Origin of the sequence: Leisingera sp. ANG-M1 (genome assembly GCF_000813745.1) — a bacterium.
Taxonomy (GTDB): domain Bacteria; phylum Pseudomonadota; class Alphaproteobacteria; order Rhodobacterales; family Rhodobacteraceae; genus Leisingera.
Map to the genome: position 1 here is coordinate 2179 of NZ_JWLC01000016.1, position 25220 is coordinate 27398.

The 25220-nt window shown below is 64.4% G+C and carries 22 protein-coding genes; 10 read left to right on the forward strand and 12 right to left on the reverse strand.

Annotation, left to right across the window (positions count from 1 at the left end; translation table 11 throughout):
* Positions 1 to 210: OmpA family protein (locus tag RA19_RS27455; RefSeq protein ID WP_039163780.1), on the forward strand; the 210-nt coding region annotated here is incomplete at its 5' end.
* A 787-nt stretch (positions 211 to 997) separates the two neighbouring features.
* On the opposite strand, the gene RA19_RS14390 is transcribed toward RA19_RS27455, so the two are convergent.
* Both RA19_RS14390 and RA19_RS14395 read right to left on the reverse strand, forming a co-directional pair.
* The gene (locus tag RA19_RS14390) at positions 998 to 2098 is read right to left on the reverse strand and encodes a ParB/RepB/Spo0J family partition protein (RefSeq protein ID WP_039163783.1); all 1101 of its coding nucleotides are present in this window, start codon (positions 2096 to 2098) and stop codon (positions 998 to 1000) included.
* Positions 2095 to 3399: an AAA family ATPase gene (locus RA19_RS14395; RefSeq protein WP_039163785.1), complete on the reverse strand. Its 1305-nt coding sequence runs from the start codon at positions 3397 to 3399 to the stop codon at positions 2095 to 2097. Before RA19_RS14395 ends, RA19_RS14390 begins: the two co-directional genes overlap by 4 nt.
* Positions 3400 to 3953: 554 nt before the next feature.
* Between RA19_RS14395 and RA19_RS14400 the strand changes: the two genes are divergently transcribed.
* From RA19_RS14400 to RA19_RS14410, 3 genes are all read left to right on the forward strand, one after another.
* Complete coding sequence (locus RA19_RS14400) at positions 3954 to 4637, forward strand: DnaA N-terminal domain-containing protein (RefSeq protein WP_039163787.1); 684 nt, start codon at positions 3954 to 3956, stop codon at positions 4635 to 4637.
* 134 nt (positions 4638 to 4771) lie between these two features.
* Complete coding sequence (tviB, locus tag RA19_RS14405) at positions 4772 to 6046, forward strand: Vi polysaccharide biosynthesis UDP-N-acetylglucosamine C-6 dehydrogenase TviB (protein WP_039163789.1); 1275 nt, start codon at positions 4772 to 4774, stop codon at positions 6044 to 6046.
* 66 nt (positions 6047 to 6112) lie between these two features.
* Positions 6113 to 6547, forward strand: a complete 435-nt coding sequence (locus RA19_RS14410) for a GFA family protein (protein WP_039163791.1) — start codon at positions 6113 to 6115, stop codon at positions 6545 to 6547.
* Positions 6548 to 6557: 10 nt separating this feature from the next.
* Here RA19_RS14410 and RA19_RS14415 read toward each other — a convergent pair whose 3' ends face one another.
* The 5 genes from RA19_RS14415 to RA19_RS14435 all read right to left on the reverse strand — a co-directional run bounded on the left by RA19_RS14415 (position 6558) and on the right by RA19_RS14435 (position 12556).
* A complete protein-coding gene (locus RA19_RS14415) occupies positions 6558 to 6977 on the reverse strand; it encodes a DUF3291 domain-containing protein (protein ID WP_039163793.1) in 420 nt (139 codons plus the stop codon).
* 91 nt (positions 6978 to 7068) lie between these two features.
* Positions 7069 to 7980: a MurR/RpiR family transcriptional regulator gene (locus RA19_RS14420; protein WP_039163794.1), complete on the reverse strand. Its 912-nt coding sequence runs from the start codon at positions 7978 to 7980 to the stop codon at positions 7069 to 7071.
* 61 nt (positions 7981 to 8041) lie between these two features.
* Positions 8042 to 8344, reverse strand: coding sequence for a type II toxin-antitoxin system RelE/ParE family toxin (locus RA19_RS14425; protein WP_039163796.1), 303 nt, complete (start codon positions 8342 to 8344; stop codon positions 8042 to 8044).
* Positions 8337 to 8573, reverse strand: coding sequence for a type II toxin-antitoxin system ParD family antitoxin (locus tag RA19_RS14430; RefSeq protein WP_039163798.1), 237 nt, complete (start codon positions 8571 to 8573; stop codon positions 8337 to 8339). The genes RA19_RS14425 and RA19_RS14430 overlap by 8 nt, the downstream gene beginning before the upstream one ends.
* 134 nt (positions 8574 to 8707) lie before the next feature.
* Positions 8708 to 12556: a PEP/pyruvate-binding domain-containing protein gene (locus RA19_RS14435; RefSeq protein ID WP_039163800.1), complete on the reverse strand. Its 3849-nt coding sequence runs from the start codon at positions 12554 to 12556 to the stop codon at positions 8708 to 8710.
* A gap of 409 nt (positions 12557 to 12965) precedes the next feature.
* Between RA19_RS14435 and RA19_RS14440 the strand changes: the two genes are divergently transcribed.
* Together RA19_RS14440 and RA19_RS14445 are read left to right on the forward strand one after the other, a co-directional pair.
* The gene (locus RA19_RS14440) at positions 12966 to 13862 is read left to right on the forward strand and encodes a PhnD/SsuA/transferrin family substrate-binding protein (protein WP_039163802.1); all 897 of its coding nucleotides are present in this window, start codon (positions 12966 to 12968) and stop codon (positions 13860 to 13862) included.
* 18 nt (positions 13863 to 13880) lie between these two features.
* A complete protein-coding gene (locus tag RA19_RS14445; protein ID WP_039163804.1) occupies positions 13881 to 16160 on the forward strand; it encodes a response regulator in 2280 nt (759 codons plus the stop codon).
* Between the two features lie 103 nt (positions 16161 to 16263).
* Here the strand turns inward: RA19_RS14445 and RA19_RS14450 are convergent, their stop codons facing one another.
* Genes RA19_RS14450 through RA19_RS14460 form a run of 3 tightly spaced genes read right to left on the reverse strand, consistent with a single transcriptional unit; the run spans position 16264 to position 18289 of the window.
* Positions 16264 to 17064 carry a metal ABC transporter permease gene (locus tag RA19_RS14450; protein WP_039163806.1) on the reverse strand — a complete coding sequence of 267 codons (801 nt, stop codon included), beginning with the start codon at positions 17062 to 17064 and terminating at the stop codon, positions 16264 to 16266.
* Positions 17061 to 17810, reverse strand: coding sequence for a zinc ABC transporter ATP-binding protein ZnuC (znuC, locus tag RA19_RS14455; protein WP_039163807.1), 750 nt, complete (start codon positions 17808 to 17810; stop codon positions 17061 to 17063). The genes RA19_RS14450 and znuC overlap by 4 nt, the downstream gene beginning before the upstream one ends.
* Positions 17807 to 18289, reverse strand: coding sequence for a Fur family transcriptional regulator (locus RA19_RS14460; RefSeq protein ID WP_039163808.1), 483 nt, complete (start codon positions 18287 to 18289; stop codon positions 17807 to 17809). Before RA19_RS14460 ends, znuC begins: the two co-directional genes overlap by 4 nt.
* A 101-nt stretch (positions 18290 to 18390) precedes the next feature.
* Between RA19_RS14460 and RA19_RS14465 the strand changes: the two genes are divergently transcribed.
* Positions 18391 to 19512, forward strand: a complete 1122-nt coding sequence (locus RA19_RS14465; protein ID WP_039163810.1) for a zinc ABC transporter substrate-binding protein — start codon at positions 18391 to 18393, stop codon at positions 19510 to 19512.
* 32 nt (positions 19513 to 19544) lie between these two features.
* Here RA19_RS14465 and RA19_RS14470 read toward each other — a convergent pair whose 3' ends face one another.
* Positions 19545 to 20816, reverse strand: coding sequence for an NAD(P)/FAD-dependent oxidoreductase (locus RA19_RS14470; protein ID WP_039163811.1), 1272 nt, complete (start codon positions 20814 to 20816; stop codon positions 19545 to 19547).
* A complete protein-coding gene (amaB, locus tag RA19_RS14475) occupies positions 20806 to 22308 on the reverse strand; it encodes an L-piperidine-6-carboxylate dehydrogenase (RefSeq protein ID WP_039163812.1) in 1503 nt (500 codons plus the stop codon). The genes RA19_RS14470 and amaB overlap by 11 nt, the downstream gene beginning before the upstream one ends.
* Before the next feature lie 150 nt (positions 22309 to 22458).
* Between amaB and RA19_RS14480 the strand changes: the two genes are divergently transcribed.
* The 3 genes from RA19_RS14480 to RA19_RS14490 form a co-directional block, all read left to right on the forward strand.
* Positions 22459 to 23349 (forward strand): LysR substrate-binding domain-containing protein, encoded by an 891-nt coding sequence (locus tag RA19_RS14480; protein WP_039163814.1) that lies wholly within the window; start codon positions 22459 to 22461, stop codon positions 23347 to 23349.
* A gap of 1 nt (position 23350) precedes the next feature.
* Complete coding sequence (locus tag RA19_RS14485) at positions 23351 to 24238, forward strand: LysR substrate-binding domain-containing protein (RefSeq protein ID WP_039163816.1); 888 nt, start codon at positions 23351 to 23353, stop codon at positions 24236 to 24238.
* Positions 24239 to 24367: 129 nt separating this feature from the next.
* Positions 24368 to 25220: pyridoxal phosphate-dependent aminotransferase (locus tag RA19_RS14490; protein WP_039163817.1), on the forward strand; the 853-nt coding region annotated here is incomplete at its 3' end.

Sequence of the window (25220 nt, forward strand, 5' to 3'; positions counted from 1 at the left end):
GGCCATACCGACAGCCAGGGCAAGGCCGCCTGGAACATGAAACTGAGCGAGAAGCGCGCCTCTGCGGTGAACACATATCTGCAGCGCATGGGCATCCCAGCCGAGCGCCTGGTGGCCGTCGGCTATGGCGAGACCACGCCGCTGGTACCGAACAACACGGTGCAGAACCGGGCCAAGAACCGCCGGATCGAGTTCAAGGTCCTGAACTGACCCAGGTTCGCCTCGGAAATTTTCCGGTTGTCCCCGCGGGGACAGCCACTGAAAACCCATAAGGCCCGGCCGCTGCACCGGGCCGTTTTTTGCCGCCATCTCCTGCCCTCCCGCAAAATTCTGACCTGTCCCCGCGGGGACAGGCAGGTGGAACTTTTTCAGAACAAGGGGGCGCGCACCGTTGTCCCTGCGGGGACACCTCCACGAGAACCAGAACAAACAGCCTGCCTCGCAGTCTGTGCAAGCGGCGCAAGCCTGCCCTACTCCGGCGGCATTTCAGGCCGGGTCCCATTTGTCCCCGCGGGGACAAAATCTGCAGCCTTACCAGGCCGGCCAGATTGCCGGCATTTTACTCGGGCAAGACATCCTCTGTGCTCAAAGGAAATCTGCCGCTGTCCCCGCGGGACAAGCGCGGTTTTCTCCGCCGCCCCGCGAATTCTGCAACGTTGTCCCCGCGGGGACATGCAGGATTTCTCCGGCCCATCCCTGTTTTCGGGACCTGTCCCCGCGGGGACACCAGAATCTTCTGCAGCCGGATTTGTGGTTTCGCTCGCCTGTCCCCGCGGGGACAAACCAGCTGTGAGGACCGCAAGCAGCAGTCGGTTCACGCGGCTTGCAGGCCTTGCGGGCAGCGTTTCCGGTTAGACTTCCGGCGCACAGTCCCCCCTACCCCCGCGGGGACAGTTGCCTGAAACAGGCTCAAACCTGTAGATTAGACATGAAAAAGGCCCGGCATCTCTGCCGGGCCTCCGCCATTTTCCGGTGCTGTCCCCGCGGGGACAGAGGATTAGTCTTCGTCTTCCAAAGCCTCGAAGAAAGCAGCAATCGCCCCTTCCAGCCGCCGCTGATCAATAACCGAGAAGTCATGATCCATCGCCATCTCGATCTTGCCGTCGCGGGCCTGGCAACGGACTGTCCCCGCGGGGACAGTGCAGCGCAAGGTCGTTTTGGCGACACCCTGGCGCGGCGCGGCGGGCGTGCGGGGCGCGTTCTTGCGCTTGCCTTCTGCAAAACCGCGCAGCACTTCCAGCTCTGCTTCCTCAGTCGAAGGCTGCACCCGCGCCAGCGCATCGCGCAGCACCTGGGCGTTCATCGCATCCGCCTCCAGCCGCTTCTTCAGCTCCAGCCCCAGCGCTCGCGGGATTGCTTCGGGGAACTTCAGGTCCTCGCCGACCGCCTTCAGCACCTGCGCGAAATGGCGGATGTAAATCCGCTTCTGACGGCCGGCCGAGGCATAGAGATCATTAACCGCATCCTCGGTGGTCTCGGCGCCGGTCTGCGTGTCCTCGGCATAGCGCAGCGCCAGCTGTGCCATCTCAGCGAAGGAGATGTCGCGGCGCACCAGGTTCTCGTCCACCATGCGGCGGTAGAGATCCTGCAGGCTGTCGCCCTTGGCCACCAAACCCGCGGGGATCGCCGCATAGCTGTTGTCGCCGGTGTCGCTCAGCAGCGAGAAATACGCCTGCATCCGGCGGTAGCCCTGGATCAGCTCATAGGTGCCGTCGCCGCGCTCCTCGACCCTGATCGGGTTGGACAGGCCAACCGATTTGATCGATTCCTTCAGCTCGTCCAGCTCCGGATCGCGCTTGTCGCTGCGGTCGCGGATCAGCTTGTCCATGCGGATCTTGCCTAGCGGGATCCGGTCGACCACCAGCCCCAGCTTCTTCAGCCGCACAAACTCATGCGCCAGCCGGTCGTTCTCAGCACGGATGTTCTGCTCGGCCTCGGCGCGCGCGCGCAGCGCATCCGCATTCTCGGAAATCGCGGTGGCCATCGGCCCGCGGCGATTCTCGGCCGGTTTCTCTGCAGGGTTTTCCGGTGCTGTCCCCGCGGGGACAGCTGCGGTGTCAGGGGTGAAGTCGATGTCGAAAACGCGTCTCTTGCTCATGCCTCATCCTCCAGTTTGTCCCAGGCCTCCAGCGCGTAGGCCTTGAATTCGTCATAGGCCTGATCAAACGACGCGCGCGCGCGCCGCCAGGTTTCGCGGGTCATATCCCGGTAGTCGATTTCGTAGATGGAACTTAGGAACCGGCCCGACTGTTCAACCGCGCGGGTCATCTCAATCGGGTGTTCGGTCATTCTACCCTCAAACACCTTCATAAAGGCCGCACGCATCGCACGGTGCAAATCGTTACCGCTTTCGTAACGGGTCAGCAGAAAGCGGACGTCCTGGAACACCTTCGGCAGCGCAAATGTCCCCGCGGGGACAACGCCGTTAAATGCTGAGAGATCCTCCAGCGCCTCAGAGAGCTGACCGATGAAAGAGGTGGTGGAGTCATACTCCCAATAGCCGGGGCCGGAGGGGATATAGAGCATGTCGGCGGCGAAGACCGCGTTCATCGACTGGTAGCCGATGGCGGGCGGGCAGTCGAAGATCATCAGGTCGTAATCCTCGGCCGGCAGCTGGTCGAGGTAGCGGGAGACCGCGGCGAAGAAGGACCACTCCGGGTTCAGGTGGCGGTACTGGGCGGAGGCGAATTCCACAAAGGCCGCATTGGCGCAGGAGGGGATCACGTCGATGGTGGGCCAGCTAGTGGGTTTGACAAAGTCGCTGACCCGCAGGTCCTGCAGCCCCATGCCGGTGATCGCATCGGGCAGCTGGCGCTGGGGCAGGGCGGTTCCGGACTCGGCACCTTGCAGGGACGCATTCATCCGCTCGGTCTCGCGCACCAGATCTCGGGCCATGATGCCCCAGACGGTGTAATCCTCGGTGACATCGCTGAGGCCCATGGAGTGCGACAGGGTGGCCTGCGGGTCGAAGTCGACGCAGAGCACCCGGTAGCCGTCAAGTGCCGCGGCATGGGCGAAATGCAGAGCGACGGTGGATTTGCCCGCCCCCCCTTTGAAGTTGGAGATCGCCACCCGCAGCGCCCGTTTCCCCGCGGGGCGCTTGGGCAGCAGGGACTTGCGGTTGATCTTGATGCGGCGGCGCAGCTCGTTGATTTCCTCCAGCGAGTACCAGCGCTGGCGGCCGTCTTCCTCGACGTGGCCCTGGGGCAAGGAGGGGTCCGCCGATAGCCGTCCCCGCAGGGTCGACTGGTTGACGCGGAAGATCAGCTCCGCCACCTCCCAGGAGGAAAACCGGCGCAGGGTCTTTTCCATTTCGGGGGAGAAGGTCTGCTGGCGGATCCAGCTTTGCATCTTCAAGGATTGGGCCTGCATTTTGGACAGGTCTTCGTGCGTAAACATCGCTGCTCCTTAGCCTCACACGGTGTTGTTTTTGAAAGCGCCCATTTCTTCAGGACGCTAATTCAGCCTCAATATTCATTTACGCCGAATTTGCAAAAAACGCAAAAGCTAATATGGTCAGGAAGAGCGTCCTGTCCCCGCGGGGACACATCTGCAAAACGCCCTTTGAAATAAGGGCCGGGGCGATTCGGAAGGCGGAAGCCAAGCGATTCGTTTCATTGGATTTTTCTGGTGTTTGAACGCCAGATTTAGGGGGACACCTCAGACCCGGATACAGCAAATTGGGGGACATTTTGGCGTCAATAGGGGACATCCAGAGTGTCACCCAATACCATAGATACCAATTTTTCTTTCGAAAAAGGGATTGGGTCTGAATTCAATTCCCGCCGGCGCTTGACAGAATCGGAATTCCGGACGCAAATCAGGTACAACAAACGAATAGCGTTGAGTTCGGTGCAAATCCGGCCAGCGTAATTCTCAGCAAACAAGCTGAGAGCACTTGAGGCAGCATATCCCGGCCCAGGAGGGCAGGGGAGGGAGAAACGGGGGCAGCAATGCTTGCCAAACGGCCTGCGGGGCGCAATGCCTCTGCGCTGAAATATGACATCCTCACGGCGATGGGGGCTTATGCGCTTGGCCAGGGCAATGGGGCGCAGAAGCTGGTGCTGCGCTTCATGACATTGATGACCGCACGCTACAACTGGCAGCGCGATGAGCTGGCCGTCGGGCAGCGGGAGATTGCCCGGCTGTGGGATGTCGATGAGCGCACGGTGAAGCGCGAGATGGCGAAGCTGCGGGGCATGGGCTGGCTGGTGGTCAAACGTCAGGGCGCACGCGGGCGGGTCACCGAATATGGCATCGACTTGGAGAGGCTGCTGGCCGACACGCAGGAGCGATGGGCGGCGGTGGGTCCGGACTTTGAGCACCGGATGCAAGGGGCAGACGAGCCTGCGCAGAATGTGGTGCCGCTGCGCCCCGGAGCCGTGCCGCCTGCGCCGGATGTGTCGGACGGCCATGAGTGGAGCCTGGCCAAAGCGGTGCTGCATGCGGAAGATCCGGCGAACTATGCCTCCTGGGTGCAGGGGCTGGAGCGCACGGGCAGGGCAGGGGGGCGGCTGTTGCTAAAGGCGCCAAGCCGGTTCCACGCCAATTACGTGATGTCGCATCTGATGCCTCGGCTGCTGGCCGCTTGCCGGGATGTGGACGGCGAAGTCTCAGCCATTGTGGTTGAAGCCTAGGTTCGAGGTCCAGGTTTACTGGGGCCTGAGATCAAATCCGCGCGCGGGCGGTTGAACCCCTGTGCAGCGCGGCATTATGTGGGCGGGCAGGGCGTTTGGCTTGCAGCCGCCCGCAGCATGAAGGAGCAGCCCGGATGAGCGGCGCGCAAGAGAAGATCTGTGTCATTGGCCTTGGCTATGTGGGGCTGCCGCTGGCGGCGGCGTTCGGGCAGCACCGGCAGGTGGTTGGGTTTGACATCGATCCGGGCCGCATTGATGAGCTGCGCCGGGGCGAGGACCGCACCCGCGAGCTGGAGCCTGCGGAGCTGGCCTTGGCGGAGCATCTGAGCTTTACCTCGGACCCTGCGGAAATAGCGGAGTGTTCGATCTATATCGTCACCGTGCCGACGCCGGTGGACGCCAATCACACGCCGGATCTGACCCCCTTGCTGTCGGCCTCGGCCATTGTTGGCGGGGTGCTGAAACCGGGCGATCTGGTGATCTATGAATCTACCGTCTATCCGGGTGCCACCGAAGAGGATTGCGTGCCGGTGCTGGAGGCGCGGTCGGGGCTTAAATACAACACGGATTTCTTTGCCGGCTACTCGCCGGAGCGGATCAATCCGGGCGACAAGCAGCGGCGGCTGGCGGATATCGTCAAGGTGACCTCGGGATCCACGCCGGAGGTGGCGGAGCGGGTTGATGCGCTTTACTGCGAGGTGGTGACAGCGGGCACCCACAAGGCCGAGAGCATCCGGGTGGCCGAGGCCGCCAAGGTGATTGAGAACAGCCAGCGGGACATCAACATTGCGCTGGTGAATGAGCTGGCCAAGATCTTCAACCGGATGGGTATCGACACCGAGGCGGTGCTGAAAGCGGCCGGCACCAAGTGGAACTTCCTGCCGTTCCGCCCTGGTCTGGTGGGCGGCCACTGCATCGGGGTGGACCCCTATTACCTGACCCATAAGGCCGAGCAGCTGGGGTATCACCCTGAGATCCTGCTGGCGGGGCGGCGGCTCAATGACGGCATGGGCGCCTATGTTGCGGGCGAGATGGTCAAGGCGATGCTGAAGCGCGGCTTGCCGGTGGCCGGTGCGCGGGTGCTGGTGATGGGGCTCACGTTCAAGGAGAACTGCCCGGACCTTCGCAATACGCGGGTGATCGATGTTGTGCGGAGCCTGGAGGAATACGGGGTCGCGGTGGATGTTTATGACCCTCATGCCGATCCGCAGGAAGCGGAGGCGGAATACGGCCTTTCGCTGGTGCCGGAGCCAGGGCAGGGGGCCTATGCCGGGGTGGTGCTCGCGGTGGCGCACTCGGAGTTCCGGGCAATGGGTTCTCGAGCCATCCGCGCCTTGGGAGCCGAGGGCGCGCTGGTCTATGATCTGAAGTATGTGCTGGCGCCTGAGGAGGCGGATTTCCGGCTCTAAACCGGGGAAACCTCCCGCAAGAGCCGGAATTGCTGTATCCTTGCCTTGTCAGCAAGGAGTCCGGGTATGAGTGACGTTCTGGAAGGCCGCTGCCTGTGCGGTGCTGTGAAAATCCGTGTTGAAGGGGCGCATGATCCGCGCCCCGGGGCCTGCCATTGCCGCATGTGCCAGCGCTGGACCGGGGGGCTTTTCCTGTGTTTCGAGGCGGCTGCGGAGGCCGTCACGGTTGAGGGGCCGGTGACACGCTATCACTCCTCTGCCTTTGCCGAGCGGGCCTTTTGCAGCACCTGCGGCGCGCATCTGTGGATGCGGGACGTGGATGAGGACGGCGGGCCGTACGACCTGATGCCGGGGTTGTTTGATGCCGCCCTGGACTGGCCGCTGAGGTCGGAGATCTATGCCGACCGGGCGATGGCATCGGTGCGGCTGGATGGCGGTCACAAGCGCGCCACGCGGGACGAGTGGGAAGCGCAGAATCCTTTCATTGACGGGGATGTTTGAGGGGGAAACCTCAGGGCCAGCCGTAGGCTTCGGAGGTGGGGCCGTGTTGTTTGAGGGTTTCGAGCCGGTCAAACGCTTCGCGGAAGCTTGGCCGGGCGTCCGGCGCCGCATCCCAGATCACCAGTTGCGGACCTTCTACCGGCTCGAACCAGTCGGCTTTGCGGTCCAGGAAGGCGCCGTGTTCGCTGTTGAAGGTATAGTCCCGCAAGGCGCTGACGCTGTCCCAGACCGAGACTGTCGCGGAGACCAGGCTGCCGTGGCCGAGGTCTTGCAACTGGGCGGCGGCGGCTTCGTCCGGGATGCGCCAGAGAAATCCCGGGTGCGCCTCTGCCAAGGCGTAGATGCGACCCAGGGCGGCGCTGAGCTCCGCCATGTCCGGGTGGCCCAGGGGGCGGGTGAGGCGGCCCCAGTTCATTTGTGCGATTGCCATGCTGTGCCCTCTTCGCTGCATTTGAGCACGATAGAGCACGCTCGCAGGGATCCTTGCCCCCGGCGCGGTGCAGATTGCCGCGGAACCGCCGTCAGCCTTTGATGCGCGGCAGTTTCGGGCCGCTCCAATAGGCGCCGCTGTCCTGGCGCAGGGCGTCATAGGCTTCGATGCGGCGCAGCGCCTCGGGGCCGGCGGCCTCGATCAGATGGGTGAGCAGGCATTCCAGTACTGCCATGGCGCCGCCGATGGCGCCGAAGGGGTGCAGCGAGTTGGCGGCCACTGCCAGCACGTGGTCGGTTCGGATGCCTGGCGCGATCACTTCGCTGTCGGAGATCAGGATCACCTTAGCGCCGCGTTCGCCCGCCAGCCGCAGCGCCTGGATGGTGCTGGCGGAGTAGGGGGCGAAGGTGAGGGCAATGAGGCAGTCCTCGGGGCCGATTTCGAGGAGGTCGTCCAGCGCGGCGCCCATGTGGCGGGGGACCAGTTCGAGCCGGGGCAGGGCCATGCGGCCGACGTAATGGAAGTAATAGGCCAGCGCATAGGAGGAGCGGGTGGCTGTGACGATGCAGCGGGTTGCGTTCAGCAGGGTCTCGGTGATGGCCTGGCTGCTTTCCGCCGTCATCAGCCGCAGCGACCGGGAGGTGATGTTGAGCTGGTTGCGGGCGGCCGCCGCTTGCAGCGCTCCGGCCGGGCTTTCGGTAGACATGCGCTCCAGCCAGTCCTGGCCGAGGTCGGCCTCATGGGTGGTGGTCAGAGCGGCGCGGAAGGGGGCGCGGAAGGCCTCAAAACTGTCATAGCCCAGGTGCTGGGCGAGGCGGACAAAGCCGTTGGCGCTGATGCCGGTTTTCTGGGCCGAGACCCGGACCGTGTCGAGGCCGAAATCGCCGGGGTGGTCGATCACGTATTTCGCTGCTGCTTTCAGCTTGGGCGGTAGGGCGTCCATCTGGTCTTTCAGATGCTGGATCAGCCGGATGGTTTGCTTGGGGTCGAGATGCGGGTCCATGGGCGCATCAGAGCAGATGTGCGGAAAATGGCAAGGGTGGAACGGATGTTTCGCCTTCGGCCTATTCCGATAGGAAGACCGTCAGATCCTGGCGGGCATGGAGGATGCGGAGGATGTCCGGGCAGCCCTGTTCCAGCCGGTAGATCACCAGATGCGCACCCGACGGGTGGATGCGGACTGGGGGCGTGAATTCGGAGCGTTCGCGGGCCATTTCGGGGAAATCGGCCAGCAGATCGAACAGGGCAAAGAGACTGTCAGCATAAGCATCGGCCTGCGCCTCGCCCCAGGTTTCCAGGCCGTAGCGCCAGATGGCGGCAAGGTCGGCGCGGGCGGCGGGGCGGATCAGCCAGCGCGTGTCAGCCATTGCGGCGCATTGAGGCCTTGAAGTCCTCAGGGTTCAGCGCCTCAGCGGGGCCGCTGGCAAGGCCTGCGTCGATGGCGGACTGCAGCTCGGAAATGGCGGCTGTGCGGGCCTGGTCGCGGCGGATCAGGTCGCGGACATAGTCGCTGGAATTGGCATAGGTACCGGTGCGGGCCTGTTCCTCGACCCAGGTTTTCATCTGTTCCGGCAAAGAGACGTTCATGGTGGCCATGGGCGGGTTCCTTTCGTGGAGCAGGATATGGCAATCTTTGCCAAATGCAAGGGGGCCGGGTGGGCGGCTGCGCGAATCGAAAACACCCGCGGCCGGACGGCGCGGGTGTTTCCTGGATCTTGCTGCAAACGGGGTCAGGCCGAAACGACCTTGAGGCCCTTTTCCTCCTGCGGCTGGATGGTGCCGTCTTCGCTGACGGTCACCGTTTCGCCATGCGCCAGGCCATTGAGGCCCCGGCACGCGACCAGCATCAGGACGTCTTTTTCGCGGGCGACGATGGCCATGTGGCTGAGCCAGCCGCCGACCTCGGACAGCACCGCGCCGGAGCGCTGGACCCATGGCAGCCAAGCCGGGTTGACCATGCGGCAGACCAGGATGTCGCCGTCCTGGAAGTCCGCAAAGGCTGCCGGGTCTATGCAGCTGTCGTCCTCCATCCAGAACACCCGGGCGGTGGCGCTGCCGCTGCCTGCGACGCAGGTGCCGCCCATGCTGCCGTCTCCGGCCTGGGCCTGGGCGCCGAGCGACAAGAGCTCGCAGCCGCGCAGGGTAAGGGAGACGTCAGTAGGTGCGGATTTCTTGCGCAGGCTTTCCTTTTCGGCGCGGGCTTCTGCCAGTCCGCGCAGGGCATCGGGTGCGGACCAGCTGCCCTCCAGCACCTCGTCGAAGGTCAGGCTGAACACCAGATCCTCCAGGCCGCTGACCTGACCCAGGGCCAAGAGGGCACGGCGCAGCTCGGCGACGACGCGCAGGGCTTCGTGCTTGGCCTGCTCCTTGAGGTCCTGATAGGCGATGGCGATGCCGATGGTATCGTCCAGCTCGTCCGGAAGGTTGGCGGGCACCGGCACCTGACTGATCGGCTCTACGGTGCTGCTGAGAAGCGAATGCAGCAGCGCCGGGGCCTCGGCATAACGGGGCGAAGAAAGCTCGTAGTCGAAGATCGAGCGGTGGCCCATCAGCTGCATGGCGCGCGCCTCGGCGTCCTTGCCGGTGCAGGAGGCCAGCAGGCTGGAGGGCGCGTTGGGCAGCTCGGCGTGCATCAGATGCGCGCGCAGGGCCGGATCGCCGGCGGCTGCTGTGCCGGCCTCGCCCATGGTGAAGCCTGCCAGGATGTTGATCTTCTCGGCTTCCAGGTAGACCTCGCGGATGAACATGTCCTTGAGGGTGCCGATGGTCTCGACCAGCTTGTCCTGGGGCAGGGCGGCGTAGTCGACGGCCTGCCAGATGGCGAGCTTGTCTTTCAGGTCCGGCATCACCTCGGTGCGGAAGCGGGTGATCATCGGATGCGCCTGTTTGCGCAGCTGCTTGGCCTTGGCAGCGGTGAGTTTCAGGGTCATGCCCTGTTTCAGCGCCACATCGACGTAGGTCTTGCCGAAGAGGTTGACCAGGTGGCCGTCGCGGCCTTCGGGCAGGCCGTAAGGCACGCCCAGCTCGCGGCAGGCCAGGTCTACGCTGCCGCCCGGCGCCCAAAGGGCGCTCATCAGCGAGAAGCTGAGCGGGGTGGGGCGGGGCAGAACCTCGGACATTTCGTCCTGTTCCAGGATGGTCTGGTCCGGGTCGGCATCGGCGTAGCGGTCCAGAACCTCGCGCCATTCGGCGAGGCGGGTCTGCTCCTGTTCGGTGCCCAGGGACAGCGTGGTGATGTCGCGGCTTTGCACGATCTGGAATTCACCGTTTGCATAGGCCCATTCCACGTCTTGCGGCGCGCCGAAGGTGGCCTCGATCTGTTTGCCAAGTGCCAGCAGCGTCGTCATGTCCAGGGTCTGGTCCTGATCCTCGGCCGCGGGCTGGCCGGTGTAGCGGCCGAAACGCAGGGAGGTCGGGGTGACGCGGCCGGAAACCAGGTCTTCGCCGCAGCCTTCGACCCATTCGATCATCGCCATGCCGGGCGCCATCGGGTCCTGGGTGAACAAGACGCCGGCATAATCGGCCTGCACCATCTCCTGTACCACGATATTGCCCTGGCCGCCTTCTGCGGAATAGCTGGCAGCACGTTCGGAGGAGAAGCTTTCCACCACCTCGTCCAGCGCTGCCCGCATGGTTTCTGCGGTTACATCCAGCACCGATTCAAACACACCGGCAAAGCTTTGGCCGGCGCCGTCCTCGTTGCTGGCGGAGGAGCGCACCGCGACGGGTTTGCCGCCTGCGAGGGTGAAAACCTGCGCCGCAAATGCATCTTTCTGTGCATCAGACATTGCGCGGTAGTCCTGGATGGCGTCTGAGCGGACAATCACGCCGCCGGGCACCGGCAGGCCCGCGTTTTTCAGGATCGACAGGCGCAGGGCCTTGTTTCCGGCCTCTGCCAGTTCTTCGGTGTAGCCCATGGGGATCACGCCGCGGGGCAGTTTGGCCAGTTTGCGCTTGTGGGCGCGCAGGGACAGGGCTTCGCTGAGGCTGGTGTGCATTCCGGTGACATAGGCGCGCTGCACCAGCAGCAGGGTCAGGCTGAAACAGAGATAGGCATTGGCCGCACCCGACAGGCTGAACACCATGGCAAACAGCGCGGGCATACCAAGCACCATCCATAGCTGCTTCTGGCGCTTGGTCTTGGCCACGGCCCACAACAGGTAGACGGCAGCCAGGGCGCAGAACAGCACCGGCATCAGGAACAGCGGATCCGGCGCGCCGAGGTCGGCCATCCACAGGAACGGGGTTTGCAGCGTTGCGCTGGCCTCTTGCGCGGCAGAGACGCCCAGCATCATCACCGGCAGGAACAAGAGCGCGGTGAGGTTCTTCATCGGGGTGAGGCCCTTTTCGGCGTAGAACGCCTGCACTGCGCGCGCCTTGCGCACCGGGTCACCGGCCAGTTTGGCCTTCAGCGCCTTCATCTCCTCCGCGGTCTCGGCGGTGATGATCTGGTCGCGTTCGGATTTCAGGGCAACCGGCAGCACCAGGATGCGGGTCAGGATCGACAGTGCCAGCAGGCCCAGCAGGATATGGCTGCGCTCATGCACCCACAGCAGCGCTGTTGCCAGGGCCGAGATCGCCTTGCCCCAGAGACCGCCTTGCTGGTCGGCCAGCCAAGCTTGGACGTGGGGTTTGGGCGGCGGTGCCACGAAATATTCCCACGGCAGGGTGTAGCGGCCGCGGAAGTCGATGCCCTGCTGCGACAGCTCCAGCCCCAGCACCTGGCTCATGAAGCAGCTGCGGCGGTCATAGCAGGCGGCGATGGTGGGTTTGCTGGGGTCCAGCTGTGCGATGCGGTCCATCAGGTCCGCGGTGGTCATCTTGCGGATCGGGATGTTGACGGCGCCGGGCAGGTGGCCGCTTGCGAAGTCGCCGGGGTATCGGGTGTCGACGATCTGCAGATCTTCGGTTGTCAGCAGATTGGTGAAATCATCGGTGCTGAGCAGCACGTCCTTGCCCGGGTATTCCGGGATCGCGCGCAGATCGGAGAGGGTTTTCACATCCTTGTCGGAGAAGTCGCGGCCCTCGACAATCCACTTTTCGATGCCGCCGGCGATGAAGCTGCAGTCGATTCCCATCTCGGCCAGCTTGGCGCAGGTTTCCGAGGAGCGGTTGCCGTTGTGGCAGAACAGCACAACCTTCTGGCCGGGCTGAACCGGGCGGGTCTCGAGGAAATCCGGGAAGCGGATATGGGTGGCGCCGGGCAGGGTGCCCATGGCGTTCTCGCCGGTTTCGCGGATGTCGTAGAACAGGGTGGACCCGTCCCCGAGCGCCGCGGCGGCGGCGGTGGTGCTCATCGCCAGCGGGTGGTTTTCCTGCTTGGAGAAACTGGTTTCCTTGAGCGTGGCGTCTTTGATGGCGGTGCCGTCAAACTGCGCGGGCCGCGTCAAAGTGGCCTGCAGTCTTGCCAGTTCCGCCTGCGCATGCGAGGAATACTGCCAGTAGTTGCCAGCCGCCAGAGCCAGGGCAGCCAGTATGAGGAACGAGATCAGCTTCACCGGGTAACGAAGCCGTGAACCGCCCGCTTTGGGCGCAAAACCTAGTTTTGCCGCAATGACGGCGCCCAGGCCGGAAACCATTGCAATTCCTACGGCAAGGACCTGTGATAATGAAGACACGGAGCCTATGACCAGCTCAGGCGACGGGATCGCCAGGGCCGCAATGGGAAGTGCGCAAAAATATGTCGTTAATGCAACGATTTGCACGACACGGTGTCGTGGCCGGAGCGGTTTGGATGGCAAAGTGGTATTCTTCACGGCGGGTCCTGTTGAGCCAGTCGGTGCTGGTAGTTCTGAATTATGGCGAATTTGCCTAAAAGATTATGAAAACCTTACTGAACCGTTAATATAGAGGTTACAGGATAAAAGAACCGCAAAATTTTTCTGAGAATTGCAGGCGCGTTAACATTGTATTCTTTACAATGTGCCATGTAACGAGGAAGAGCGGGCAGGCTGGAGGCCGGCCCATCGCAGTCAGGAGGCTAGGACCGTGAAGCTGTTTAAGTGGGCCGTTGGTATTATTGTGTTTTTCCGGTGCCGTCTGCGGGCGGCTGCGCCTGCTGCTGTGCTGGCGGCATGTGCTGCAACCTTGCTGCCAGGCGCCGGCCAGGCCGGGATCGAGCTGGTTTTTGGAACCTATGCGGCGGATAAACCTACTGCAACGGTCAAAAAGTACCAGCCCTTCCTGTCGTTCCTGTCCGGGCGGATGAGCGAAGAGCTTGGCGAGCCGGTTTCGATCCGCATGAAGGTGGCCAAGGAATACGGCGAAGGCATCCGGCAGCTGGCCACCGGCGAGGTGGATTTTGCCCGTTTCGGCCCTGCGTCCTATGTGCATGTGATGAACGAAAACGAGAATGTGCAGCTCGTTGCGATGGAATCCAAGAACGGCGGCAAGCGGTTCAAAGGGGTGATCGTGGTGCACAAGGACAGCAGCGTGCAATCGGTCGGCGACCTGGCCGGGCTGAGCTTTGCCTTTGGTGACGAATTGTCAACGATCGGCCGCTACCTGGCGCAGGAATACCTGCTGAATGCGGGAATCACCGGCGGCGATCTGCATGAATTTGCTTATCTCGGCCGCCATGACCTGGTGGGTGAAGCGGTTGGAGCCGGCAAATACACCGCGGGTGCGCTGAAGGAGAGCACTTATAAGAAGCTGGTTGCCAAGGGCGTGCCGATCCGGGTGCTGGTGTCCTTTGACAATGTGACCAAGCCATGGCTGGCGGCACCTGATATGCCGGCCGACGTGCTGGAAGCGATGCGCAACGTGATGCTGTCCTCGGAGAATGAGGAAATCGTGCGCCGCATTTCCAAGAACGGCTTCCTGCGGGGGGCGGATCAGGACTATGACATTATCCGCCGGGCGATGGAGCGCAGCCTGGCTTTCTAAAGGCCCCGCATTGAAGACATGAAACGTACTGGCATTCTATTTCAGATCGTGCTGTCGCTGCTGCTGGCCGCCTCGGCGGTCGGCTTTGCTGTTGGCCATCTGGCACAGCGCCAGGAGGTGCAGCGGCTGGAAGAGCAGCTGGCCGGCCAGGCGGATTTGACAGTATCGCTGCTGAGCGGACTGATGCTGGAATCGATCATCGTCGAGGATGTGCCGGTGCTGGAGACCGGGCTGATCGAGGCGGTCACCCGCAATCCGCAGATTGTCTCGATCCAGATCCGCAGCCCGGCCGGCAAGATGCTGGCCTCGGCGGCGGCGCCCGGTGCGCCGCAGGACGGCGGCCATGTGATCTATGAGCGGCCGATCGAGCTGGAGGGCGCCTCCTTCGGCACCATGGAAGTGAAATGGTCGACCCGCGACGGAGAGGCGCTGGTGCAGTCCAAGGTGCGCCAGATCATCATCTGGACGGTGGTGCCGGTTCTGGCCCTGTCGCTGCTGGTGCTGTTGCTGGTGCATGTGCTGGCGCTGCGGCCGCTGCAGATGATCCACAAGCGGATGTCGGATGCCATTGCCGGCCTGCGCAGCCCGCTGCAGCCGCTGCCCTGGTTCGCCTCGCGCGAATTCCGGGCGCTGGATTTCTCGGTCGGGGTGCTGGAAGAAACCTTTGCCGAGCGCGACGAGCGCGAGTTTGCGATGGAGCAGGCGCGCGAGGCGGCGGATATCGCCAACCGGGCCAAATCGGAATTCCTCGCCAATATGAGCCATGAGATCCGCACCCCGATGAACGGGGTGATCGGCATGGCCGAACTGCTGCAGGAAACGCCGCTGGACGAAGATCAGCAGATGTATGCCGAGACCATTGCCAAATCCGGCTCGGCGCTGCTGACGATCATCAACGACATCCTGAACTTCTCCAAGATCGAAGCTGGCAAGGTCGAGCTGAATTCGGCGCCCTTCAATCTGCAGACCGCGGTCGAGGATGTGGTCACCCTGCTGTCGCCCAAGGCGGTAGAGAAGGGGGTTGAGGTCACCATGCGGTATGATCCCGCGCTGCCTGAAGTGTTTGAGGGCGATGCCGGGCGGATCCGCCAGGTGATCACCAATATCGCCGGGAATGCGGTGAAATTCACCCGCAAGGGCTATGTCTATATCGAGGTGACCGGCCAGGAGCGGGACGGCCGCCACCAGCTGACGCTGCGAGTGACGGATACCGGGGTCGGCATCGCTCCGGACCGGATCGGGCGGATCTTCCGTGCGTTTGAACAGGCCGACAACGCGGCGACCCGCAATTTTGAGGGCACCGGCCTGGGGCTGGCGATCTCGGCGCGGCTGCTGGAGCTGATGGGCGGCACGGTTGAGGTGCAGTCGGAGCCGGGCCAGGGGTCGGTGTTCACCATCGAACTGCCGCTCCGGGCGGGCGGGCAGGTGCCCGCGGTGCCGGCAGGCGGGGTGGCGGATTTTACCGGTCTGCACGGGCTGCTGGTCGACGACCTGGAGCTGAATCGGGTGATCCTGTCGGAGCGCCTGAGCAGCTGGGGCATGACCAGCACGCTGGCTGCCTCGGCGCATGAGGGATTGGAAATCCTGTCGGATGCGCAGCTGGACGGCCGCCGCTTTGACTTTATCATTCTGGACTACCAGATGCCGGCGATGGACGGGCGCGAGCTGGCTTCGCGGATCCGGGCGATGCCGGGGTTCGAGTCGGTGCCGCTGATCGTGCTGTCCTCGGTTGAGCATGCGCTGAGCCGGGCGGACTGCCAGGCGATCGGGATCTGCGAGTTTGCGCTTAAGCCGGTGCGGGCTGTGCAGCTGCGGCAGGTGATCAGCCGGGTGCTGAGCAGCGCTGTGCAGCCGCCCGCCGCGGCAGCAGCAAAAGCGGAGGCACCGGCGCAGGAACGGCGGCTGAAGGTGCTGCTGGCGGAGGACAACAGAACCAACCAGCTGGTGGTTACCAAGATGCTGAAGGACGCGCCGCTGGAAATCAGCATCGCCAGGAATGGCATCGAGGCGGTTGCGCAGTTCCAGGACCAGCGGCCGGATATCGTGCTGATGGATATGATGATGCCGGAGATGGACGGCATCGAGGCGACCGCCGAAATGCGCCGGATCGAGGCTGAGAGCGGCAGTGGCAAATGCCCGATTGTGGCGCTGACGGCCAATGTGCTGACCAGCCACCGGGAGAAATGCCTGGCGGCGGGGATGGATGATTTCCTCAGCAAGCCGATCAATAAGAAGGCGCTGTCCGATGCGATCTGCAAATGGACCAGCGTTGAGGATTTGCAGCGCACCGGCAGCTGAGGCTGCGCCGGGCGGAGGCCGTCCGCATGCCCAGGCAAAAAACAAAAGCCCGCCGGGACACTGGCGGGCTTTCTGTATTTCAGCGGGTGCTCGGTGACACGGGTCAGCGGCGGCGCAGCAGGAGGCCCGCAGTGCTGGCGGCGGCAAACAAGGCAGCCGCCAGGCAGACGATGCTGGGGCCGGCTGGGGTGTCGAAAACAAAGGCCAGCTGCAGCCCGCCGGAGGCGGCGAGCATGCCCAGAAGCGCGGCAATGGCGGCCATCCGCTCAGGCGTGGCAGCAAAGGGGCGGGCGGCGGCGGCCGGGATCAGCAGCATGGCGGCAATCAGCAAAACGCCGACCACTTTGATCGCCACAGCCACCACCAGCGCCAGCGCCAGGGTCAGCACCATCTGCTCGCGCCGGGGATCGATGCCTGCGGCATGGGCCAGGTCGGGGTTCAATGTTGCCGTCAGCAGCGCCGACCAGCGCCACCACAGTAAGGCCAGCACCAGGGCGGCTCCGCCCCAGATCACCGCCAGGTCGCCGCGGCCGACCGCCAGGATATCGCCGAACAGATAGGCCATCAGGTCGATCCGCACCCCGGACAGGAAGGAGACCGCCACAAGGCCGAAGGCGAGCGAGGAATGCGCCAGCACCCCCAAGAGCGTGTCCATGGCATAGCCGCGCCCAGCCAGCGCCGAAACGGTGGTGGCCATCGCCAGCGCGGTGGCCAGCACCCCGGCAAAGATCGAAACATCAAAGCTGAGCGCCAGCGCCACGCCCAGGATCGAGGCATGGGCGGTGGCGTCGCCGAAATAGGCCATGCGGCGCCAGACCACGAAACAGCCCAAGGGCGCGGCGGCCAGGGCCACGCCGATGCCCGCCAGTGCGGCCCGGATAAGGAAGTCGTCTAGCAGGGTCATTCCGCCGCCTCGTGGTGGTGATCATGATTGCAGTCATGATCGTGGCTGTGGTTGTGCTCGTGCCGGTAAAGCGCCAGGGCGCCTTGGGTACCGGTGCCGAACAAGGCCCGGTATTCCGGTGCGGTGGCAACATGCTCGGGGGCGCCCTCGCAGCAGATGTGGCCATTGAGGCAGACCACCCGGTCGGAGGCGGCCATCACCACATGCAGCTCGTGGCTGACCATCAGCACGGCGCAGCCGATCTCCTGCCGGACTTTCTCGATCTGCTGGTAAAAAGCGGCAGAGCCGGGCTGGTCGAGGCCCTGGGTGGCTTCATCCAGGATCAGCAGCTGCGGATTGGTAAGCAGGGCGCGGGCCAGCAGTACCCGCTGGAACTGGCCGCCGGAGAGGCCGGACATCTGCCGTGCGGCGAGGTTGCCGGCGCCTGCCTGCTCCAGTGCCTCAGCTGCGCGGGCGTCGGAGACGCGGGCGGGAAGGCTGAGGAAGCGGCGCACGGTCAGCGGCAGGGTCGGATCGATATGCAGTTTCTGCGGCACATAGCCGATGCGCAGGCCGGGCGCGCGAGCAACGCTGCCGCCTGAGGGTTTCAGCGCGCCGATCACGCTGCGCAGCAGGGTGGATTTGCCGGAGCCGTTGGGGCCGACCACAGTGACGATTTCGCCGGGGTTGATTGTAAGAGTGACGCCGGACAGAACCGTGTTGCCGCCATAAGTGACGGAAAGGCCTTCGAGAGAGATCAGACTCATGCCGCAGGCGTCTCCTGGCATTTAGGGCAGAGGCCCTCGGCCTCGATCACCGCACGTTCGATGACAAAGCCCGCGTCGCGCGCAGCTTGGCCGAGCTGGCCTTGCGACGGCTCGCGGGAGGCTTCGGCGACAGCATCGCAGGACCGGCAGATCAGGAAGAACGGCGCGTGGTTTTCGCCGGGATGGGTGCAGGCGATAAAGGCGTTCAGGCGCTCGATCTTGTGGGCGAGGCCGTTTTTGACCAGGAAATCCAAGGCGCGGTAGGCGACCGGCGGCTGCGAGCCGAGGCCCTCTTCGCGCAGCCGGTCGAGGATGTCATAGGCGCCAAGCGCGCGGTGCTCCTGCAACAGGATCTCCAGCACCCGGCGGCGCACCTTGGTGAACTGCAGCGCGTTATCCCGGCAGTGGGCCTCGGCGGCGGCAATGCCGTCGTGAACGCAGCTGCTGTGGTCATGCGGTTCGAAACCGATGGAATCCATGGGATGAGGCCTCCGGGGCTGGGCGGGATTGGCTCTTGATATGTAATGTTATGACGTTTATCAACCCGGTGGAATGTTATAAGATTACATCGGAGGATGGTATGCGGAACGCGGTTGCGGCGGCGGCGCTATTGGCGGGAACGGGGGCGGCCTGGGCCGAGGTGCCCAAGGTGGCGGCGGATATCACGCCGGTGCACGGGCTGGTGGCGCGGGTGATGCAGGGGCTGGGCGAGCCGGCCCTGGTGGTGCCGCCGGGCGCTTCGCCGCATGGCTATTCGATGCGGCCCTCGGAGGCGCGGGCGCTGGATCAGGCGGATGTGGTGTTCTGGATGGGCGAGGCGCTGACGCCTTGGCTGGAAGGCCCGCTGGAGGAGCTGGCGGGCGACGCGCACCGGGTTGAGCTGCTGGAGGCCGCAGGCACCACGGTGCTGGCGTTCCGTGAGGGCGCCCGGTTTGAGGCGCATGATCATGGCGATCATGAAGGTCATGATGATCACGAAGACCACAGCGGGCATGAGGATCATGCAGATCACGATGGCCAAGAAGATCACGGGGATCACGGTCACGAGGAGCACGCCGAGGGCCATGATGATCATGGGGACCACGAGGATCATGCGGCTGAGGGTCATGATCACGAGGAGCATGCTGAAGACGGCCATGATGATCACGAAGGTCACGGCGATCACGCGGATGCGCATGCCGGTCACGATCACGAAGGAGAAGACCCGCATGCCTGGCTGCTGCCGGCCAATGCGCAGGCCTGGCTGGATGTGATTGCTGAGGAACTGGCCGAGCATGATCCGGACAATGCTGCGGCCTACAAGGCCAATGCCGAAGCCGGCAAGCAGGAGATTGCAGAGGCCGTGGCCGGTATCTCGGCCCAGCTGGAGCCGTTCCGGGCCAAGCAGTTCATCGTTTTCCACGATGCCTACCAGTATTTTGAGCGCGGCTTTGGCCTGAATGCGGCCGGCGCGATTTCGCTGGGGGATGCGGTCAAGCCGAGCCCGGCCCGGGTTGCGGAGATTCGCGATGTGGTGGCGGACCGGAACGTGACTTGTGTGTTCTCGGAGCCGCAGTTCAACCCCGGCCTGGTGGCCACCGTGCTGGACGGCACCGGGGCCGGCACCGCGGTGCTGGATCCGCTGGGCGCCAAGCTGGAGGTTGGGCCGGGCTTTTATCCGGCGCTGCTGCAGGACATCGGCGCGGCGATCGCCGGCTGCTGAAGAAATCAGGCGGGCCAAGCGGCCCGCCTTTTTCACCTGTCGCTGATCAGATGGGTGAGCGTGGCGCCGGTCTCGTAATAGGCGCTGCGCAGGCCCGCGAAGGGGATTGCGTGGCCTTGGGCCGGAGGCACCGGCAGGCAGGTTTGGTCGCCGGCCAGCAGTGCTTCGGCCATTGCGGTTCCGAACAGTGTGCCAGGGCCGATGCCGCGGCCGGAGTAGCCGAAACAGGCAAAGCCGCCTTGCAGGTCGAGGATCTTGGGCAGATGCTCGGTGGTCATGGCGATGCGGCCGTGCCAGTGGCTGTGCAGTTTGGCGGCTTTCAGATCCGGATAGAGCGCCGCCAGTTTGCGGGGCAGCCAGCTGCGGTGCAGGGCGCTGCCGAAATGGTTGAGCGCGCCCATGCCGCCGATCACCAGCCGTCCGCCCTGATCCAGGCGCCAGGAGGACATCACCAGCGCGGTGTCCCAGCAGCCTTCTTTGTTCGGCAGGATTTTGTTCAGCAGGGGAGCGGGCAGCGGGTCGGTGGCGGCCTGAAAGTAATGCACCGGGATCACCTGCGGTGCGTCATAGCCGGAGATTTCGCGGGCGTAGGCGTTGGTGGCCATGATCAGATGCTTGGCGCGGATGCTGCCTTTGGGCGTTGCTACGTGCCAGGTGCTGCCGTCACGGCTGATCGCGGTGGCGGGCGAGTTGCTGTGCAGCTGCGCGCCTGCGCTTGCTGCGGCGCGGGCGAGGCCGCGGACGTATGCCAGCGGCTGGATGGTGCCTGCGCGGGGGTCAAACAGGGCGCCGTGCACGGCCTCGGAGCCGGTGCGCTGGATGGCGTCTTCACGCGACAGCAATTCGACCGGGGCGCCGATGGCGGTGAGCTGGGCGTGGCGGCGCTGCAGGTCTTTCAGGCCCGAGGGCGCATGGGCGCAGTGCAGGGTGCCGTTGTTTTCCGGCTCGCATTGAATGGCGTGTTTCCTGATCAGCGAAAACACCATTTCCGGCGCCCCCGCCAGAAGCTGGGACAGGCGGCTGCCGGTCTCGGCGCCCAGTTCGGCGTTGATGTCTTCTGGCGGCAGCCAGAGGCCCGCATTGGCGAGCCCCACGTTGCGGCCGGAGCCGCCGCTGCCGATCCCGTCCGCTTCGATCAGGCGGACGGAGGCGCCGAGTTCGGCGGCCTTCAGCGCGGCGGAGCAGCCGGTGTAGCCGCCGCCGATTACCACGAGGTCGGCTGCCGCCTCCCCGGTGAATTCCGGGAAGGCGGGGTTTTCCTGGCAGGTTTGGTGCCAGAGGCTGGAGGCCAGATCAGATGTCAAATTTGATCCCCTGAGCAAGCGGCAGCTCGCGTGAATAGTTCACCGTGTTGGTCTGCCGGCGCATGTATCCTTTCCAGGCGTCGGAGCCGCTTTCACGGCCGCCGCCCGTCTCCTTCTCGCCCCCGAAAGCGCCGCCGATTTCAGCGCCGGAGGGGCCGATGTTCACATTGGCAATACCGCAGTCGGAGCCCGCTGCCGAGAGGAAATATTCGGTCTCGCGCACATCGGTGGAGAAGATGCAGGAGGAGAGGCCCTGGGGCACTTCGTTCTGCATTTCAATGGCTTGGTCCAGATCGGAGTATTTCACCACATAGAGGATCGGGGCGAAGGTTTCGGTGTGCATGATGGCCGTCTGTGCGGGCATTTCGACAATTGCCGGGTGCGCATAGGCCGCGCCGGCATGGCTGTCTGCCAGCGCCTGGGTGCCGCCATGCACGGTGCCGCCTTCGGCCTTGGCGCGTTCCAGCGAGCTGGTCATCGCATCCAGCGCAGCGCCGTCGATCAGCGGGCCGACCAGGGTGCCGTCCGCGAGCGGGTCGCCGATGGGCAGGCCTTCGTAGGCTTTGATCAGGCGCGGGATCAGCGCGTCATAGATGTCTTCATGCACGATCAGGCGGCGCAGGGTGGTGCAGCGCTGGCCGGCGGTGCCGACGGCGGAGAAAACGATAGCGCGCAGGGCCATTTCCAGATCGGCGGAGGGCGCCACGATCATTGCGTTGTTGCCGCCAAGCTCCAGGATGGTGCGGCCGAGGCGTTTGGACATGTCGGCGGCAACCGCCTTGCCCATCGGGACGGAGCCGGTGGCGGAGATGATTGCGACGTCCTTGGAGGCGGTGAGGGTCTCGCCCAGATCGCGTTTGCCGATCAGCACCTGGATCAGGCCTGCGGGCGCGTCTTGGCCGAAAGCAGCCATGGCGCGGTCGCAGATCTTTTGCACGGCGAGAGCGGTGAGCGGGGTCTTCTCGGAGGGTTTCCAGATCACCGGATCGCCGCAGACCAGCGCCAGGGCGGCGTTCCAGCACCAGGGGGCGACGGGGAAGTTGAAGGCAGTGATGACACCGCAGGTGCCCATCGGGTGCCAGCTTTCGCGCATGGTGTGGCCGGGGCGTTCGGAGGCGATGGTGAGGCCGTAGAGCTGGCGCGACAGGCCCACGGCAAAGTCGCAGATGTCGATCATCTCCTGCACTTCGCCGAGGCCTTCCTGGTAGATCTTGCCGCATTCCAGGGTGACCAGGCGGCCCAGGTTTTCCTTCTCGCGGCGCAGTTCCTCGCCCAGCAGGCGGACCAGTTCACCGCGGCGCGGGGCCGGGACCAGGCGCCAGGATTTGAAGGCGGCTTTGGCGGCAGCAATCTGCGCCTCGGCTTCCGCCACGGTGTGGGTTTTCAGGCGGGCGATCTCGCTGCCGTCGACGGGTGTGGTGACAGAGAGGCTGCCGCTTGTCAGCTCGGCTGTGGTGAGGCCGGCGGCGGCGAGGATGTCGGAATGGGGCATGTCGGTGTCCTTTGCATGGGGCAGGGCATGAGGAAAACTTTAGTCCGCTTGGTGCGGATGTCCTACTGGGAGCAGGCCTGACTTAGAAATTGCACTGCTTGGCCCGGATTGCTATTGAAACTAAATCGTGAAGCCATGAGTTAAGATCATATGATTGCGCCGCGCCGTTTCTTGCCCTCGATCCCCTCGCTGCTGGCACTGGAGGCGGTGGACCGTCTTGGCAGTGCGTCTGCTGCGGCTGAGGATCTGTCGCTGACGCAAAGCGCCATCAGCCGCCAGCTGAAGCAGCTGGAGGAGCAGATGGGGGTGGATCTGATTGCCCGCGGCGAGATGCGGATGCAGCTGACGCCGGCCGGAACCGGGTTTGCCAAGGAAGCGCGGGCAGTGCTGACGCGGCTGGCGCAGGCCTCGGTGAAACTCAGGGCCAATCCGGATGGCGGCAGCTTTACGCTGTCGATCCTGCCGTCCTTTGGCCTGCACTGGCTGGCGCCGCGGCTGCGGGAGTTTGCCGCTGCGCATCCGGGTATCACGGTGAACCTGCATACCCACAACCTGCCGTTCAGCTTTGACGCGGGCACGGCGCAGGCAGCAATTCATTACGGCACCCGGGACTGGCCGGGGGTGGAATACCTGCCCTTGATGCCGAAACATGTGCTGCCGGTCTGTGCACCGGGGCTGATGGAGGGGCCGGTGGCCTCTCCGGCGGAGCTGCTTAGTTACCCGCTGTTGCATCTGGAGACCCATCCGGACAGTTGGGAACAGTGGTTTCAGATGCATGAGGTGCCGGCCCAGAAGCTGAAGGGCATGCTGTTTGACCAGTCCTCAGCGATGACGCAGGCAGCAGTGCATGGGCTGGGGGTGGCCTTGCTGCCGGACTTCCTGGCGGAGAATGAGATTGCGCAAGGGCGGCTGGCGCTGGCAATGGAGGGGGATGCAGTGAGCCTGGGAGAGTATTTCCTGGTCTGGCCTGCAGATCAGGCGGAGGAGTATCCGCTGATCAAGTTCCGCGAGTGGCTGGTTTCTCAGCTGGAGGAGAATTGAGATGCGCTTGCCGAGTCTGACCCATCTGCGCTGTTTCGAAAGTGCTGCGCGGCATCAGAGCTTCACCGCTGCGGGCGAGGAGCTGGGGCTGACGCAAAGCGCGGTCAGCAAGAAGGTGAAGGAGCTGGAGTCGGACCTGGGGTTTGATCTGTTCCAGCGGGTTGGCCGCGGCGTGGTGCTGACGCCTGCGGGGCAGGGGCTGGCGGCGGACCTGGAGCTGGATCTGGCTGGTTTGCGCGCGACCTTGCAGAAGGCGGCGGCGGCAGGCGCCGGGCGGTCGGCCTTGCGGATTGCGGTGCTGCCGGCCTTTGCCAATCTGTGGCTGATCCCGCGGCTGCCGGATTTCTTTGACCGCCACCCGGAGGTGGAGCTGAGCTTCTCTACCCGGCTGGAGCCGTTTGATTTTGCGCGGGAAAACTTCGATCTGGCGGTGCACTACGGGCTGGACAACTGGCCGGGCACCCATATGGCGCCGCTGTTCGGCGAGGAAATGGTGCCGGTCTGCGCGCCGGGGTTTTATGCGGCGCATCAGCTGGAACTGGCAGCAAATCTGGCGCAGGCGCCGCTGCTGCATCTGGACAGCCGCGCTGGGTCCTGGGCGGAGTGGTTCGAGCGGGCCGGGCTGGCGGGCAGCCCGCGCCAGGACGGGCGGTACTTCGACCAGCACTCGATGGTGATTGCGGCAGCGGCAGCGGGCTTGGGCGCAGCGATTGTGCCCTATGACATGGTGGCGCGGGAGATTACCGCGGGTGATCTGCTGCGGATCCCGGGGCCGGTGCTGGAGTCGCGCAAGCGCTATTTCCTGGTGCGCCCGCACGGGCCGGTGCCTGAAGCAGTGCAGAAGCTGGAGGTCTGGATGCGCAAGCAGTTGCGGACGCGGCCGGATTGACGGGGGCGTCCGGCCGCAGCGCGCGGCGATAGATGCCAAACAGGAATGGATTTTGTCGCAATCGGCCGGTTTTCCGGGCGGCGTCAGCGTTTCATTCTGGCGGGGTGAAACCAGCAGGGAGCCTCAGATATGGCCCAGTTCCGCCGTGCAGCCCGTCTTGACCCGCTTGAGGTCTCGGAGATTCTGACCATCGGCGCCAAGGCTGCCGAAATGAAGCGCCAGGGCGCGCCGGTGATTATTCTGGGGGCAGGCGAGCCGGATTTCGACACGCCGCAGCATATCAAGGATGCCGCGGCGGCAGCTATGCAGGCCGGTGAGACCAAATACACCGCACTTGGCGGCACGCTGGAGCTGCGGCGGGCGGTCCAGGCCAAGTTCAAGCGTGACAACGGGCTGGACTATGCTCTGGATGAAATCACCGCCGGCACCGGGGCCAAGGAAATCCTGTTTGATGCCTTCATGGCCAGCCTCAACCCGGGTGATGAGGTGATCGTGCCAACGCCTTACTGGACCTCTTACTCCGACATTATCCGGATTGCCGGAGGCGAGCCGGTGCTGGTGCCTTGCGGCAGTGAAACCGGGTTCCGGCTGACGGCAGCGCAATTGGAGGCGGCCATTACCCCGTGCACCCGCTGGCTGCTGCTGAACTCGCCGTCGAACCCGGCGGGGGCGGGCTACAGCGCCGCGGACTACAAGCCCTTGCTGGAGGTGCTGCTGCGGCATCCGGATGTCTGGCTGATGGCCGACGACATGTATGAGCACATCACCTATGGCGGGTTTGAATTTGCAACGCCGGCGCAGGTGGAGCCGCGGCTGAAGGACCGGGTGCTGACCATTAACGGCGTATCCAAGGCCTATGCAATGACCGGCTGGCGGCTGGGCTATGCCGGCGGGCCGAAGGATCTGATTGACGCGATGAAAGTGGTGCAGTCGCAGTCGACCTCGCATCCGTCATCGGTGTCGCAGGCGGCAGCGGCGGCGG